Origin of the sequence: Akkermansia sp. 54_46 (assembly GCF_001917295.1) — a bacterium.
GTDB lineage: Bacteria > Verrucomicrobiota > Verrucomicrobiia > Verrucomicrobiales > Akkermansiaceae > Akkermansia > Akkermansia muciniphila.
The window spans coordinates 11,965-28,430 of record NZ_MNUD01000002.1; the positions used below are offsets into that span (position 1 = coordinate 11,965).

Below are 16,466 nucleotides of genomic sequence, written 5' to 3' on the forward strand. Positions count from 1 at the left end.
TTCCTGTGCCCCGCGCCCGGAAAACATCCTGCGCCAGAATATATTTTCTGCATGCAAAAGGATGGAAAAAAACAGGAGAAAATCATCATATCTTGTTGACTTCTATTTTTATAGGTGTATCCATAGGTTTAATTGCTAAATGGCGCACCTTATCACAAAATTATTGTTGATAAACAGAAATTATTTAAAGATAGCCAATTAGAATGAAATCTAACTTTTCCATCTGCAACAGCGTCCGGGGCAATCATCATCTTGGTTTTACCGTTACGCCGGTTTTACAGAAGAGGGAGGGCGAATCGTCCGTCTCCTTTTCCTATAATCATGCAGCTCCGTCCTATCCCGGAGACGTGATGCCGGAAACCTCCAAACAAATTCAAGTAGGGGAAGGCGGAGGGGATACCCGTCTGTACGTACTGACGGCCACCGGCACGGTGGATGACCAGGCCACGATTTCAGTAGCGGGGCAAAGCTATACGTCACCCTCAGGCGCCGGAGTAAGAATTAACGGCAGCTTCTCCGACCTCAAGGCCGGATTTTATACAGTATCCGTCTCCCACATCAACATTGACTATCCTCCCAGGGGGAATGTATCCTTCCTCAATTGCACCGTAGGCCCGGCCAGCGCCATCTCCATCACGCCTGATGAGAACGACCCGCCGCAGGAATGCGATTGTGATTGCCCGCCGTGCTCCTGCAATTCGGACGGTGAAACTACTCCCGGAGGCGTCCCCTCCAGCAGCAGCGCCCCAGTCAGCGGCCGCTCCTCCCTGCGCCACTTCTTTTCCAATCTGACCACAACCTCCGGAGGAAGCGGGGTGATGCGGCAATCCTCCGTTAATGGCATGGCCTGGTCAGCGCAGTTCGGCGCGTTCCGCGGCATATCCCACATGCCGGCGGGACGTCTGGAAATTTCAGCCCACCGCTCTTTCTCCCCGGATTTATTCTCCCCGGCAGGTTTGGCCCTGCGGCATCCGCTAGCCACCTTCCTCGCGCTGCCGGAAGGGGGCATGGCGCCCAACACGCTGGTTGCTTTGCTGGATGGGGCCAGTTACACCAACTACATGCTTGACGGCACGGGAAGCGCGTTTTTCCCGGTAGGCGCATCGGGCATCACAACGACCATCCTAGCCCCCGTCCCGGCCATGAGCAGGGAAGCGGAGGCATGCAACCTTGAGCAGGCCGCCTTCATCCGCGCTTCTTATGCGGGAGGAGGCTCCGTCTTTTACTCTCTTTCCACAGGGCAATGCGAAGGCTATATCTCCGCGGGCGGGTATTTGATGACCGCATCGGAAGCCGAAAATTACCTAGCGATTGTTCGTGGCGAACACGGCGTTATCCGTCAAATATGGAACACCTGGGATGGGCTGGCGGATGTGCTCCCCCTGGAAGGAGGAGGGTATGCCATCAGCATTTATCCGCCCGCGCAGGTCATGGAACCGGAGGAAGAAGGAGCCCTATTCACCGTTGAAGGGACTCCGGCGAAAATCTTCACCGTGACGGGAGACGAAGCTTTGCAAACCCTCGTCATCTCTGAACGCGACAACACGTTGCCGGCCACTGTACCCGACTTCGTGACCAAATGGACATGGTCGCAAGAAGCCTGGAGCATGGCGGAAGGAACAGGAGAAGATGCCGTTGAAACGCGGAGGGAACGCCTTCAACCGGAGGAAGATTCGCAGGAAAACCGCTACCGCGTCCTCACCCGTCTGATGAAAAACAATGTGGTGGCCTCCTGCACGCTTGAGGAATATGAAACGACCATCACCGGAGAACACCTGCTGAGCCGCACGGAAGGGTACGGAGCCGAAGGGGCGTTGACTACTGTTTACTCCTATGATGACTCCGGCCGGCTTATCTCCTCTGCTTCTCCCAACGCGGGGGAACACAAAACCGTCTACGACGCCGCAGGACGCCCGGTGCTGGAAAACAGCCCATGGGGAGCCAACGGATTGCGGACAGTAAGCACAAAGTACCGTGACAGCGCCGCAGGCTACACCAGTGAACCGGCTGAAATAAAAATCCAGCTCTCTACCGTTTCCGCAGTCAACACATTAAGCCTTGAGGTATATACCTATACGGAAGAAAACCATGTCAAACGCGTGGAAAAGCGTGAAACGGCGGCAGGCTCTTCCGTCACGCAGCTCAGCGTTACGGAAACCTGGCTGGCCGGCGCGCCGAATGCCTTCGCGGCGGGACGCCTCAAGATGGAACAGGCCGTCAACGGCGTACAGACTCATTATACCTACGCCCCAACCACAGATCATGGGGCCCTCTACAGCGTCACGGCGGAAACGCGCATCAACGGAGAACCCGTTCCCGGCCAGTCAACCCGCCGCGTCAGCTACATCACCGCTGAAGGAAACACCGCAAGGGAAGAAAACCTCGTCCTGCTCCCCACGGGCGAGTGGAGGCAAACCGGCGGCGCTTCCTACTCTTACGACCTTCTCAACCGCCGTGTGGAAACGGTGCGCGACAATGGCCGCACTTCTTCCCGCGCCCTGACCTGCACAGGAGAACCCCTTTGGGAAGTTGACGAAGACGGCGTACGCACGGATTACGCTTATAACACTGCCCGGCAGCTCATTGAAACCACGCGCAGCGAAATAAACGACGGGACTGACGTCGTCACTCCGGAAACGATCACGGCGTATGAACGCGATGCGGCAGGGCAGATAATAAGCGCGACGACCCACATCGGGCCGATGCGGACAACCGAGGAAACTGCCTATGACCTGCTGGGTCGCGTGACCCGCAAAACCGATGTGCTGGGCCGCGTCACAACAACCAGTTACAGCGAAGACGGACTGACGGCTACGACAACCACGCCATCAGGGGCGACGCTCGTCAATACATACAACACAGACGGGAGCATCGCGCATGAATCCGGCACAGGGCAAAGGGAGCTCTACCACATTTATGATTTTATCAGAGGCCTGCGCCACACCACCCGGCTGGCGGATAACACAACCATCCTGAAACAGGACATTCGGGACGGCTTTGGACAAACCATTACGCTGACTTCTCCCACCACCCTGGAAAACACCTATCTCTATACCCGCAGCGTTTACAATGCGCTGGGCCAGCTCACCCGCCGCACGGAAGGAAACCAGGCCCCGGTGGCGTATGAGTATGACAGCATGGGAAATCCGGCCAGGCAAACCGTTGTGCTCGACTCGGCGTCTCCGGCGGATGCGGCAAAAAACCGCATCCAGACTTTCCAGACAGCCTGGGAAGAACGTGAGGACGGCGTCTATCAAACCGTCGCCGCTACCCGCAACAATGCGGCGGGCAACATGTTAAGCAGCGCTGTCAAACGCCTGGTTACGGAATCCGCCGTTCTGCAAAACAGGCAAATCACCATCGACGAACGCGGCCATGAAAGCATCCGGTGGACCGAATATGGGCAGGGCGCGATGCGCGTGGAAAAAAGCAGCGTGCCCACCTCCGACATTACAGCTTCCGCTACCGTCGTGGACGGCTTCACAACTTCAGAAACGGATAATCGGGGAATCGTCACCGCCTTCACCCGCCGCTACACGGAAACCGGCATCGTCCGGACGGTCACGGATGGCAGGGGAAACGCTTCCACCACTCATACAGACATTGCCGGCCGCCCGATTGCCGTAACTGATGCTGCCGGCAATACGACAACCACGACCTATTGCGCGACCAGCGATAATCCCTCTGCCGTCACAAATGCCCTGGGCAACACGGCCAACTATGCCTACGATATCAGGAACCGTAAAACAGCGGAATACGGTACGGCCATCCAGCCGGCCCTGTTCGCCTGGGATGACGCGAACCGCCTTATCAGCCTCACCACCTTCCGCATAGACGAAGAAACGATCATTTCCGACCCATCCGACCTTTCCGGCGGAGACACTACCGTCTGGACTTACCATGACGCTACCGGGCTGGAATTGGGCAAAATTTACGCCAACGGCCGGGGAACCGTCCGGTCCTACGATGCCAACAACCGCCTTGCCACGGAAACGGACGCGCGCGGCATCGTCACTACCTATACATGGAACGCGGCGCAAGGCCTTCTCACAGGAATCGGCTTTTCCGACGGCACGCCGGAACAGGCCTTCTCCTACAACATCCTCGGCCAGCTCACGCAAGTGACGGACGCCTCAGGCATACGTACCTTCTCTTACAATGAATACAGCGACCCCATACAGGACAGCGTCACGGTGAATGGCGCCGTTTTCCCTCTCGTGGAAACCCTGGACGGCTACGGTCGCAGCATCGGCTACATCCTCAAACGCGGCGCCGGCGGCAATGCCCAAATCGCCTCCTGGGGCTACGCGCCGGACGGGCGCATCAACAGCGCGGGCTTCATGCACAGCGGCCAGAACCGCATCTTTGAATATAACTATCTGGCAGGAAGCAATCTGCTGGAAACCTTGACGATGCCCAACGGCATGACGCTGGAACAAAGCTATGAAGCCAAACGTGACCTGCTGGCGGACATGGACTATAACCGCGGAACAACCCTCGTCTCCCGCCGCGCCTATGCCTATGACGCCCTGGGGCGGCCAACCGTCCGCACCCTCCTCCGCCAGGGAACCACACGCCGCGACGTCTTCTCCTACAACGGGAGAAGCGAGCTTGCAGCGGCCACCCTCGGCACGGACGCTTACGCCTATGACTATGACAACATAGGCAACCGCAAGACAGCGCGGGAAATAGAGGAGGAATTCGCTTACACGGCCAACGAACTCAACCAGTACACAAGTATTGAGCAATCCATTCCCGACTCTTCCCTCTCCCCCCGGGAACAGCCTTTTGTCCCCACCTATGACGCTGACGGCAACCAGACGAAAATCAGGACCGCTACCGGCGTCTGGACGGCGGAATACAACGCGCTCAACCGTCCCGTGCGCTTCACCCGCACGGCGGAGGACGGCACGGTGACCACCGTCACCGGCGACTACGACTACATGGGACGCAGGATCTTCAAAAAAGTGGAAACCACCGTCGCCGACCCTGAAACGGGAGAAAGCACGACATCCGTCATCCTGAACCACCGCTACCTTTACCGGGGCTATCTGCAAATCGCGGCCCTCGACCTCACGCGAACGACGCTCAACGCCTTATGGTACATCCTGTGGGACCCGACGGAACCCGTCGCCACGCGTCCGCTGGCTATCCAGACGGCGGGCAGCTGGTTTGTCTACGGCTGGGACTTGACCAAAAACGTGATGGAACTCTACAAGAGCAACGGAACCATCGCGAATTCCTACACCTACGCCCCCTTCGGCGAAGTCACGCAAAGGGGCAACATCACCAATCCCCTCCAATGGAGCAGCGAGTTTTACGATTCGGAATTGGGAATGGTGTACTACAACTTCCGATTCTATAATCCCGTGGACGGAAGATGGATTGCACGCGATCCGATTGCCGAGAAGGGAGGAAAGAATTTGTATCAATATATACAAAATAAAAGTTCACAAAAGTTCGATTTCATGGGGAGAAAAGATGCAGAGCCATTCCCTAATCTAGATTACCCTCTTCCAGTCCAAATAGCTAAGGAAATTTGCGATGGATACAAGCCTGAGAAAAAATGTTGTAAATTCGGTCAATTAATGGACGATGATTATCCTACTAGAGCACGAACGATTTGTAAAAATTTTATGCAGATGTATTCTCGACAAGGTTTTACTTCCAAACAAGTTATCGAGGTCGCAAAATGTCTCGTAGCACAAGAATCACAAAACGGAGAGGAAAGTAATTGCTACAAGAGGCAGCGCAATAGGTTAGTCGCTCATTTTACCTGTTATGCTCATGCTGGATTTATTCCAGATCCTACGAACTGGAATAATGGGGGTACGTTGGGAATTCCTGAAGGAGGCTGGTATTTAGGAATATTTGAAGTATTATCGGGCACTGTAATACAACCAATGGATCAACCAAATCAAAAACCAATTTCCCCTGGGCATATCATTCCTCCTATGGGATTTTAATTATATTAATAGCAATGAATAAAAAATCACTTTTTATTTATAATCAACTCATATTTTTTCCACTAAATATTTATTTTTTAGGTTGGATAATTGGCAGTGTTTTTTTTATAATTATCCTTATTCAGTTAATGCTAAAAAAATGGTTATCAATTACTATTGCGATTCTAATAAATATATCTCTGCTTATGCCTTTGGTTTGGTCAATTAGAAAAAATAATCCCGACTGGTTTATAAATCTTTGGCTCTGCGCTGGATATAATATTGGTTTGTTACTTTATGCAAAAAATCGACGAACAATTCATCATAAGCAATGATAAAATCTCCGCTCGCAACGCGAAAGAGAACAATTGATCAAGAAATCAACGAACTGCTTCCGTTATCGAATGCGGCTACGGACTACCTGGGTCGCAGATACATGAAGCGCATCACGCAAAACGGAGTCGTGACCAAACACGAACGTTCCACTACCGGGACTACCTGCAGATCGCAGCCCTCGACCAGAAACGCGCGGCGCACCCGGCCTTGTGGTACATCCTGTGGGACCCGACGGAACCCGTCGCCACACGCCCGCTGGCTATCCAGACGGCGGGCAGCTGGTTTGTCTACGGCTGGAACTTGACCAAAAACGTGATGGAACTCTACAAGAGCAACGGAACCATCGCGAATTCCTACTCCTACGCCCCCTTCGGCGAAGTCACGCAAAGGGGCAACATCACCAATCCCCTTCAATGGAGCAGCGAGGTGTTCGACGGGGAATTAGGGCTTGTTTACTACAATTACCGCCATTATACCCCCCATGATGGAAGGTGGATCAGTCGTGATCCCATCGCCGAACAAGAAGAATTGAATTTGTATGCATTTGTGAGAAACAATCCGGCTACTGCATACGATAGATGGGGAAACACAGGTATCTATCCAAGTGATCTCGTTTTTATTAAGCAAGGAACAGAAGAAAGCTTAAAAGCAATCCAAAAATTGCTTGAAGGGTATAAAGCCCTCAAGGAGGCCAATATTATTGGGGCAGATAAATGGTTTCATTGCTTGTATATGTGCAAAGCGACGAGAGAGAGCAAATCTCCAAATTTAGTTCTTTCTCTAGGTGTGCTACGTGAGATAGTTGATTTATTAAAAGGTAGATTTAAAGGAGCAGTAGATTCAAAGACAGGGAAAAAACTTGAAGAAATCGAACATGCTTTGGATTCTTTAGAAGATATGAAGGCAAATAGAAAGGGGATAGATTGCCCACCAGAAAAAACATGTGAATGCTGTTGCAATGAATATAAAGTGAATGGATTGTAAAATATAGAAAACAATATAGAAAATTATGTGGAAAATTATGTGGAAAATTATATCCGTTGTCTTTTTTTCAGGGCTATTGATATTTGCCTGTATTGCAATCTATTTCAATGACAAAAAAATAATCTCAAGAGAAACATTGTTCGATAATGTTCCGTTTACAAAAAAATTATTTTCAGATAAAAAAATTGACAATATAGTTTTCAATATAGATACAAACAAGATAACTGTTTACTTTCCAAGTGATCAATATATGGATATATTTGATTTTTTCAAAAATGGATGGGATCGAACAGATTTTGCAGAATACATTAAATTTTCCAATAAAGATTTTATTATATTCTTAGAAAACAACCTTATGGAGATAAATATAAATAGATAATTATAACTCACCGCCATTATAACCCTCTTGATGGAAGATGGACGAGCAAGGATCCTATCGGGGAATTAGATGTTGATGTGAACTTATACAAATCATACAAAAACAATCCATTAAAAAATATTGACCTGCTGGGAAATATTGCTTGGGCCATAATTCTTCCATGTCTTAAAGGTGCAGCTATAGGATCTGTATCAGATGCCGTAGTTCAAAAATGCCAATGTTGTTATAAACAAGTAGGATGGCGAATATGGAAGTGCCAAACTAAAAATTGTCCAGAAATAAATGTATGTTCTGTTGTTGTATCTGCAATAATTGGATGTGCCGCTGGATACATACCCGGGAGTTTAATTCCGACTAGTTTAGCAGCACTTAAGCAATTAGCCTTAAAAACAGGAGGAAAGGCTGTTGCGAAATGGATTAGCACACTTCCCTGTTGATTAATATGATTGGTGATCTTATATGGGCTATCATTACTAATTTCATTGAAATATTATTAATTATTTTAAAAAAAATCATCAAATTTTCTATCCGTTTTTTTCGGAAATAAATTAATCTATTTTAATGATACTTGTTTTTATATAAAAACTATCTGTGCGCCTCAATTGAATGCAACCTATAGAAAAAAAAATTCTGTTGTCAGTATGCTAAATAATGTTCGGTCTAATCCTGTATTTTTAATAAAGAAGAGTTATTAGGGAAAATGAAAAAAACATTTTCACAAAGATATGATGTATTTTTCAACGGAATTATATAGAATAGTCTTGCTGTAAGATTTTCAGAATATTCTGGCTATTGATATTCAGAAAATTGCTCTGATGAAAAATCGGGAAGATCAACGAAACAAGACTAAAGTGGATAATTCCGAATATTTATATATTTCCCAAATACAACCTCCTTTAGAAACCAAAAGAAATAATTATAACATAACATTTCTACCATAAGCCCCGCAAGGAGCAGTTCAAATCTCTGGTTTTAATACAAAACTAAAGCAGTGATACTGTCACATAGAAGAAACATCCTCTATCTGCAAATCGCGTCCCTCGACCTCACGCGAACGACGCTCAACGCCTTATGGTACATCCTGTGGGACCCGACGGAACCCGTCGCCACGCGCCCGCTGGCTATCCAGACGGCGGGCAGCTGGTTTGCCTACGGCTGGGACTTGACTAAAAACGTGATGGAACTCTACAAGAGCAACGGAACCATCGCGAATTCCTACTCCTACGCCCCCTTCGGAGAAGTCACGCAAAGGGGCAACATCACCAATCCCCTCCAATGGAGCAGCGAGGCATATGATGCCGAGCTGGGGATGGTATATTATAACTTTCGGTTCTATAATCCCGTGGATGGAAGGTGGACTTCGAGAGATCCGATTATAGACGAAAGAAGATGGAATGTGTACTCATATGTTTATCAGGCGCCTTTAAGTTCCTACGATATCATTGGTCTTCAGGCTCCTGGATACGAAGGTGCTTTGACTGTTGCTATTATCAATCAAATACAGGACAGAGATCGTATTGTTAACTCTGCTGCTCACCAATATTGTGATAATTACAATAAATACAAGGATTCTAAATGTTGTGATGGCGAGGGAAGAATGGTATCAGACCCCTATATACCCAAAGCTTGTGACATGTGCCACAAATTTGTTGACAAATATTCGGAAAATGGAAAGGTGATTAAACCTGTCGAATGTGTAGCAGAATGTCTATCCGAAGCGGAAGCCGGAATGCAAAAGATAGGTAGATGCAAAGATAGAAATACGCAAAGATTAATTAATCATGTTTCTTGCTATATTAATTGTGGATTTTATCTGATTTCTTCTAAAGCAATAGGCACTCCGGAAGGTGGATGGAAGATGGGATTTGAAGAACTTTTACCTGACCTCATTGAGACAAAAATTATTGAACCAACAAGCAAACAAATTGAAAATCAAGGAAGAGAAATACAAAAAGCTTTGGACTGCAATCCATATTGTTCAAAATATTTATGAAAAATTAATTTGAAATTTAATATTGAAATGAACCATAGATTTTTAATAATTGGATGTATTTCTCTAATATTCTGGAGTTTGTTAGAATTAGCGATGTTTCCATTTTGTGGAGGAGCATTTTTAATTTCGCTATCATTTATCTTATCCATAATTATCATTTCTGTTAATTCCAAAACAAAAAAACATTTTTTATTTACATGTTGCATTCTAACGTGTTTTTTGTGTTTTGGATTTTTTAGACCGTCAACGGATGCTTATTATATTTCTTTTATATTCGCAGTCCAATGGATCATATCATTTATATTATCCTCTTTTGCTGAATTTCCGTATAATCATGTGAATAAAATTTCTCGATTGGACATTCTTGGGAATATTGTATCCTCAATTCCATTCCTAGTTGTATTTTATTGGTGCATAACGAGCTAAAAATATTTGGATGCAATTACCGCCATTATAACCTCCATGATGAAAGATGGATTGGGAAAGATAAAATCAGTGAGAATCTCATAGCAAACAATTATGTATTTATAAACAACGAACCAAAATCTGATATTAATATTCTTGGTTTATATAGTTGGGGAGATTTCGGGATTGACCTTTTATCTGCAGCCCTTGTTGTAGGAGATGTTATTTTAGGAGGACCAACAGGGGAAGGAATAGGGCCTGCCATAGCTTTGCAAGGCATGAAAACAGGAGCAAAAATTGCAACTAAAGAAGCAGCGAAAAAAGTTGCAGTAAAAGATGCTAAAGAAAAAGTAAAAAAACAGCCGAATGTCTTGCGATTTATGATGGATACAAAGCTGCCGATAAAAATGCAGCGGGATGTAAAGCTTGCCTCAAATGCCCTGATTATTTGAAATTATTGGCGGCTAGGGCAGCGGAAATTACTGGCTGCTCGTTATATTTTAAGAAAAAATGTGACTATATTCTTCCTGATAGTATTACTAAAGGGAGCGCAGCAGCCGTATCCAGTCACAAAAATGAATTGACAAATAAGATAAAAGCCTTTTCAAAATGCGCAAAACATGCGGTAAAGGCAGGATGCAACAACCTCCCACCACTCCCTCAAATATGACAACTATTCCAACTAAAAAAGATATTAATCCTACACCAGGAAATCTTGACGAGTTAACAGCCCTGAAACATTTCCATGGAAAAAGCCAGAGCGAAGCCGCAAATCTTTTTTTTGAATGTCCGACATATTATGAAGAAGATTTAAAATGGATGGGAAGTAAAGCATTCGCTTTTTACTTTCCTTCTATGGAACCGTATCTTTTGTCGGAAGCAAGTGAAGATGATTCAGATATAATTAATGCATTGGCGAATACGCTACAAATCCGTCTGAAGCAAGATCCCCAATCAATCAAAGGATGTCTAGTTCCTGCTCTTAGAATTCTAGATTATATATCGGAAAATATGCAAAAATTCAATGTGGATCCTACTATATACGGTAATATTACTGTTAAATTGAGTAATATAATCAATCAAATTCGCTTACTGTAAATTCCAGACTGATGGCTTGGTTAGTTCAATCTGAATACAATGATGTCTTTCTATGTACTAAACAGGTTATGAGTCTCTATTCATCGTCATTTTAATTCGTAATTGTTTACTCTTGTTTTTTCATCCGAGTAATATTATGAATATCAAAAACCAAAATATTTTGAGAATTTTACAGCGGGACTATCCCACATAATTTCGAATTTATTTAATCATGAAATCAATTATAATCATATTTTTATTTTTTTGCCTTATCTCAAAAAGAGGGGCAGCAGATCAAGAATATCAACAAATCGATTTATATGCGGAAACATCTTTTCTTAAAGAGAATAAAAAACATCGAGTTAAAAAATTAAATTTGGAACAAAAGAAGGAATTAGCGAAAATTATCAACAAATACAATTTATTTCGGGATGGAAAAACGGAAACAGACGTTCCTTTTATAGGGAATCTGGGTATATTTCATATTATAATAAATAAAAAACCTTATTTATTGTTCATGGCATATAATACCAAACACATTCATCTTTTTGACAAGAAAAAAATTGGAGGTGAAGAATATACGAAGAAGCTCTTTTGGTTACAAGAAAGGGACAACAAGAGTGGTTTAGAAGTTCGAGTATTTGAATTAGAACCGCTGTATTTGGAATTGGAAAAGTTCTTGGAAAGGATTTCATCTCCTGTTATAGAAAAAGATAAATAAAAACAATAATATTCGTTTCTCAACATGTAGAACATGTGATTAATATTAAAAATGGGATTGTTTACTTTATTGCTCATCCAAGCAATGTGCTGAATATCAAAAGCCAGAATCCTTTGAAAATCTGACGCCAAGACTGTTCTGCATCATTCCGTTATTCTTTTCCGGCGGCAGGTCTCCACTCCATGCACAGCCAGCGGGCCATGGAGGCAATCACCCGGTCACAAGCGGATTCAGAATCCTTTGAATCCCTGATAAACACGGAAACCGCCATTTTCCGGCCGTTGGGAAGAACAATGATGCCGACGTCATTGCGGGCGGTAACGCCACCCCCCGGCAGCGTGAATCCGGATCCCGTCTTATGCGCCACCACGTAATCCCGCGGCAGCTGCCCTTTCAAACGTTCAGGGCCTGTAGAGCACCCCGCCATGATACCCCAAAGAAAATTCTGTGTACCCCTTGCCAGAATTTTACCTTCGTCAAACGCCCGGAGCAGGGAGTTCATGGCCGACGGACGGCTTGAGTTGACATATTGCAAATCATGATTCCGGTGTATTTCTTCTTCCGTAAAACGGACATTAATGCCGTCAATTCCCCATTCCTTCAAATCCTTCTGCACGCCCTGCGGCCCTCCAATAAGGCCAAACAGGAGGTCGCAGGTGTTGTTGTCGCTTTCCTGAACAGTCACTCTCAGCAGTTCCTTCAGAGAGAAATCGCCGCCTTGCGGGAAACGCTCCCGGAGGGGGCTCCAGGTATCTTTCACCAGTTGTTCCGGACGTATGCGGATGATCTGTTCCAGATTCATGGCGCCCTGGTCCACCCGCTTCAAGACAGACAAGGCCAGCACGAATTTGACGACGCTCTGCATGGGATAGGCCGCCTCATCCCCCACCATGACGGTTTCCCCCGTATCCAGCATTTCCGCAGCCATGCCCACACGGGCCTTCAGGGAATGGGCCAGTTCGCGTACGGCGGAGGAATCCGCTGCGGAAACGGCTGGCGGAGAAGACGTGGCCCCCTGAGAAAAAACGCAAAAGAACATGATGCAACCGCATAGATAAACACCGGTGGAAGTCATAGGCGCCATTCCATACCACGCCCGCAACAACCGCAATAATAATTTCTCCCCCTTTTTTCCTTTCTTCGTCATCCGCAAGCCGGGCAGAAACCTTGCCACCTGTCCGGCTTCCTGATAAGAAGGAAAGCATGCCCCATCTCCTTTCGGAAACCCTCGTCTGGTGCGTCACCCTGCTGTTATTCGGCATGGGGCTGATCGGCACGCTCATCCCCATGCTTCCCGGAATTATCATCATTGCGGCCGGGTGCGTCTGGCAGGGAGCCATGGGCAGAGAAAACCTGGCGTGGTGGGAATGGACCGTCCTGGCGCTGCTGGTGGCGGGAGGCATGGTCATTGACAAGCTTTCCGGAGGCATGGGCGCCAAAAAATTCGGCAGCACTGCCGCCGGCATCTGGGGAGCCATCATCGGCGCCGTCGCGGGGAGCCTCCTTTTCTCCCCCATCGTAGGCCTTTTGTTCATGCCGTTCCTGGGGGCGCTGCTGGCGGAACTTATCTTTGCCAGAAAGGATATCATGGACGCCTTCAGGGCCGGTTCCGGAGCGGCGCTTGGGATGCTTGCCGGCCTGCTGCTGGAATTTACCTGCGGCCTGCTCATCATCGCCTGGTTCTGTTCCTGCTGTTTCCTGTTTTAATGTCAAAAAAAACTGTAACCGTACCCTGCGGAAGCCTTCGGCAGGAACAACGGAGTTTCTCCGTTGCTGAAAGAAACACAGTTTCCCCAACGTATTCCGCAAAACGCCGCCCCGCATGCCCGCCCGGTCGAATGACCAGGTTCTCCCATTCCCTCATTTTACCAGCTTATGGATGCACCTGTTCCGATACCCGTCGCCATGATGGCAGGTTTCATGATTCTTGGAGCCATTCTTTCCATGGGGAAATGTTCCTGTCTCATCGCAGGCTGCAATATGATGAACAGAGGGCAGAAAAAGCAGTATGATGAACAGGCGCTGTGCCGGTTCATGGGGAAGATCATGTACTGCCTCGCCTTCGCCATGCTGATCTGGCTCGCCAGCATCATTCTCCAGAACTCCGTGCTCCTGTCCGCCTCCCTGTACTTTCTGGTGGGAAGCATCGCATTTGCGGTCATTTACGCCGGCACCGGAAGACGATTTAAAAAATAGCGTTTTTTACACCAGCTTTCTTTTACTTTTATTATACGCAACATTATCTTCTCCCATGAACGTCCCTGCAACCTTGAAACATTCCTTCCTGCTCTGCCTTTTCGCGGCAGCCGTCCCACTCTGGGCCATTCCGGCCCCCATGCAGGTCACCGCCGCCACCCCCGCCCGGGTATGGACGGAAGGATACGGCACGGGCAATGGAAGGCTGGGCATCCTCTCTTTCGGCGTTTTTCCGAAGGAAACCGTCGTCCTCAATGAAGGAAGTATTTTCGCAAAGAAAAATTTCCAAATGAGGGAAGGCGCCGCGGAAGCTCTGGACAAGGCGCGCGAACTTTGCAAAGAAGGAAAATACCGCAGTGCGGACCAGCTATTCCGTAAGAATATCCTTCCCCCCGGCAACATTGCGGGGGATTACCAGCAGGGGGGGCGTCTTCAGGTGGAATTCCAGGGGCTTCCCTCACCTTCCTCCTATCAGCGTACGCTGGATATGCGGCGGGGCAAGGCAACCACCCGCGCCCAATTCGGCACGGGGGAATTGACCACAGAAATCCTGGCGGCCCCGTCCAGCGACTGCGCCGCCTACCACATTGCCTGCACGATGCCGTCCGGATGCCGCGTTTCCCTGAATCTGGAACACCCGGATCCGTCCGCCCGAATTGTTGCGCAGCCGAATGGCTGGGTGCTGGAAGGACAGGGAAGCAACGGAGGCACCCGGTTTGAAAACACGGTGGTCATTCTGGCGCCCGGAGCCTCCGTTACCCGCAAAGGCTCAACAATTATTCTTGATTCCGCCCGGGAAGTGATGGTGCTTTCATCCATTTCCACAGATTACAATATCCGGAAGCCGGAAGCTCCCCTGACGCATTCCCTGGCGGCTAAAAACGCGCGAATCCTGGCAAAAGCGCAAAAGGCGGGATGGAAAAAACTGGCGGCGGAAACGGAAGATTATTTTTCCCGGCTCATGACGCGCTGTCAGGTGGATCTGGGGGATTCCCCGGCCGGGGTTTCCGCCATGACCACCGCCCAAAGGCTGGAGCGGGTCAAACAGGGAAAGAAGGATCCGGATCTTCTGGAACAGCTTTTCCAGTTCGGCCGCTTCTGCACGATTGCCCACACCAGGCCGGGGCAGCTTCCCTGCGGTTTGCAGGGATTATGGAATCCGGAGCTGAGGGCGGCGTGGATGGGCTGCTATTTCCTGAACATCAACAGCCAGATGAACCAGTGGCCCTCCCATGTCACCGGGCTGGGAGAATTCCAGAGATCCTATCTTGATTTTGTCCGCAGCCTGCGCCCCCACGGAGAGGAGTTTGCGCGCTTCATCAAACGGGACGGCTTCTGCTTCGGCCACTATACGGATTGCTGGAAGCGCACCTATTTTTCAGGCAACAATCCGGAATGGGGGGCCAGCCTCATGAACGGGGCATGGGCATGCGCCCACCTGGTGGACAGTTACCGCTTTACCGGAGACCGGGAAGACCTTAAAAAATCGCTGCCCATTCTGGAATCCAACGCGCGTTTCATCATGTCCTGGTTTGAAGATGACGGCGAGGGCCGTTACCTCTCCGGCCCGGGGGTGTCTCCGGAGACCGGATTTTACGCGCCGGACGGCACAGGCCCCAACGTGCTTTCCTATGTTTCCAACGGCACGTCCCATGACCAGCTTCTGGGCAGGGAGGCTCTCCGCAATTATATCTACGCCTGCGGAGAGCTGGGCGTAAGGACTCCCACCCTGCTTAAAGCCGTCCAATTTCTCAGAAAAATTCCCCAGCCTTCCATCGGTCCCGACGGAAGGGTGCAGGAATGGAGGCAGCCTTTTGAAGAAATGCAGAAGGGCCACCGGCACATCAGCCACCTTTACGGCCTGTTCCCCGGCACGGAATGGGATGTTCTCAATACTCCGGAATATGCGGAGGCCGTACGCAAGTCAGCCGATTTCCGGCGCAAGTACGCGGATATGGGAAACAACGGCATCAGGACCGGATGGAGCACGGCGTGGCTCATCAATCTTTATGCCGCCCTTGGCGACGGGAACGCCGCAGAGGACAGGATGTACACCATGCTGAGGCACTACATCAACTCCAACCTTTTTGACCTCCATCCCCCGTTCCAGATAGAAGGGAACTTCGGCTTTTCCTCCGGCGTGGCCGAATGCCTGATCCAGAGCCGGATCATGCAGGACGGGTTCCAGGTTATCCTGCTGGCTCCGGCCCTGGCAGACGACTGGAAGAAGGGGTCAGCCACGGGATTGCGCACGCGGGGAGGGCTTAAAGTGGACTTGTCCTGGCAAAACGGCCGGGTGCAGGCCACGGCTACCGCTGCGCGTCCGGGCAAATTCCGGTTCATGCATCAGGGCCGGAAAAAGGATTTGTCCATGAATAAGGGAGAAACGGTGCGTCTTGATTTTCCTCCGCTTTCCCATTAGGACTCCCC

12 protein-coding genes are annotated in these 16,466 nt (G+C 48.8%); 11 read left to right on the forward strand and 1 reads right to left on the reverse strand.

Going from position 1 to position 16,466, the window contains the following annotated elements; translation table 11 throughout:
* The first annotated feature begins 203 nt into the window (after positions 1-203).
* The 8 genes from BHW66_RS01245 (at position 204) to BHW66_RS01280 (ending at position 11,840) form a co-directional block, all read left to right on the forward strand.
* Positions 204-5,966, forward strand: coding sequence for an RHS repeat-associated core domain-containing protein (locus BHW66_RS01245; protein WP_128220151.1), 5,763 nt, complete (start codon positions 204-206; stop codon positions 5,964-5,966).
* 522 nt (positions 5,967-6,488) lie between these two features.
* Positions 6,489-7,265 (forward strand): RHS repeat-associated core domain-containing protein, encoded by a 777-nt coding sequence (locus BHW66_RS01250; RefSeq protein WP_102734796.1) that lies wholly within the window; start codon positions 6,489-6,491, stop codon positions 7,263-7,265.
* Between the two features lie 37 nt (positions 7,266-7,302).
* Complete coding sequence (locus BHW66_RS01255; RefSeq protein ID WP_046434858.1) at positions 7,303-7,644, forward strand: hypothetical protein; 342 nt, start codon at positions 7,303-7,305, stop codon at positions 7,642-7,644.
* 2 nt (positions 7,645-7,646) lie between these two features.
* Positions 7,647-8,081: an RHS repeat-associated core domain-containing protein gene (locus BHW66_RS01260; protein ID WP_257997107.1), complete on the forward strand. Its 435-nt coding sequence runs from the start codon at positions 7,647-7,649 to the stop codon at positions 8,079-8,081.
* Between the two features lie 725 nt (positions 8,082-8,806).
* On the forward strand, positions 8,807-9,637 hold the full coding sequence (locus BHW66_RS01265; RefSeq protein WP_286688826.1) for an RHS repeat-associated core domain-containing protein: 831 nt from the start codon (positions 8,807-8,809) through the stop codon (positions 9,635-9,637).
* A gap of 410 nt (positions 9,638-10,047) precedes the next feature.
* Complete coding sequence (locus BHW66_RS01270) at positions 10,048-10,494, forward strand: hypothetical protein (protein ID WP_128153707.1); 447 nt, start codon at positions 10,048-10,050, stop codon at positions 10,492-10,494.
* 214 nt (positions 10,495-10,708) lie between these two features.
* Positions 10,709-11,140, forward strand: a complete 432-nt coding sequence (locus BHW66_RS01275) for a hypothetical protein (protein WP_102738230.1) — start codon at positions 10,709-10,711, stop codon at positions 11,138-11,140.
* A 211-nt stretch (positions 11,141-11,351) separates the two neighbouring features.
* Positions 11,352-11,840 (forward strand): hypothetical protein, encoded by a 489-nt coding sequence (locus tag BHW66_RS01280; protein ID WP_046434851.1) that lies wholly within the window; start codon positions 11,352-11,354, stop codon positions 11,838-11,840.
* Positions 11,841-11,991: 151 nt separating this feature from the next.
* Here BHW66_RS01280 and bla read toward each other — a convergent pair whose 3' ends face one another.
* Positions 11,992-12,915 carry a class A beta-lactamase gene (gene bla / locus BHW66_RS01285; RefSeq protein WP_286688827.1) on the reverse strand — a complete coding sequence of 308 codons (924 nt, stop codon included), beginning with the start codon at positions 12,913-12,915 and terminating at the stop codon, positions 11,992-11,994.
* A gap of 128 nt (positions 12,916-13,043) precedes the next feature.
* On the opposite strand from bla, the gene BHW66_RS01290 reads away from it, so the two are divergent.
* The 3 genes from BHW66_RS01290 (at position 13,044) to BHW66_RS01300 (ending at position 16,458) form a co-directional block, all read left to right on the forward strand.
* Positions 13,044-13,547 carry a DUF456 domain-containing protein gene (locus BHW66_RS01290; RefSeq protein WP_046434849.1) on the forward strand — a complete coding sequence of 168 codons (504 nt, stop codon included), beginning with the start codon at positions 13,044-13,046 and terminating at the stop codon, positions 13,545-13,547.
* A 168-nt stretch (positions 13,548-13,715) separates the two neighbouring features.
* The gene (locus BHW66_RS01295; protein WP_046434848.1) at positions 13,716-14,036 is read left to right on the forward strand and encodes a DUF3784 domain-containing protein; all 321 of its coding nucleotides are present in this window, start codon (positions 13,716-13,718) and stop codon (positions 14,034-14,036) included.
* Positions 14,037-14,091: 55 nt separating this feature from the next.
* Positions 14,092-16,458, forward strand: coding sequence for a glycoside hydrolase N-terminal domain-containing protein (locus BHW66_RS01300; protein WP_215833595.1), 2,367 nt, complete (start codon positions 14,092-14,094; stop codon positions 16,456-16,458).
* Positions 16,459-16,466 lie beyond the last annotated feature (8 nt).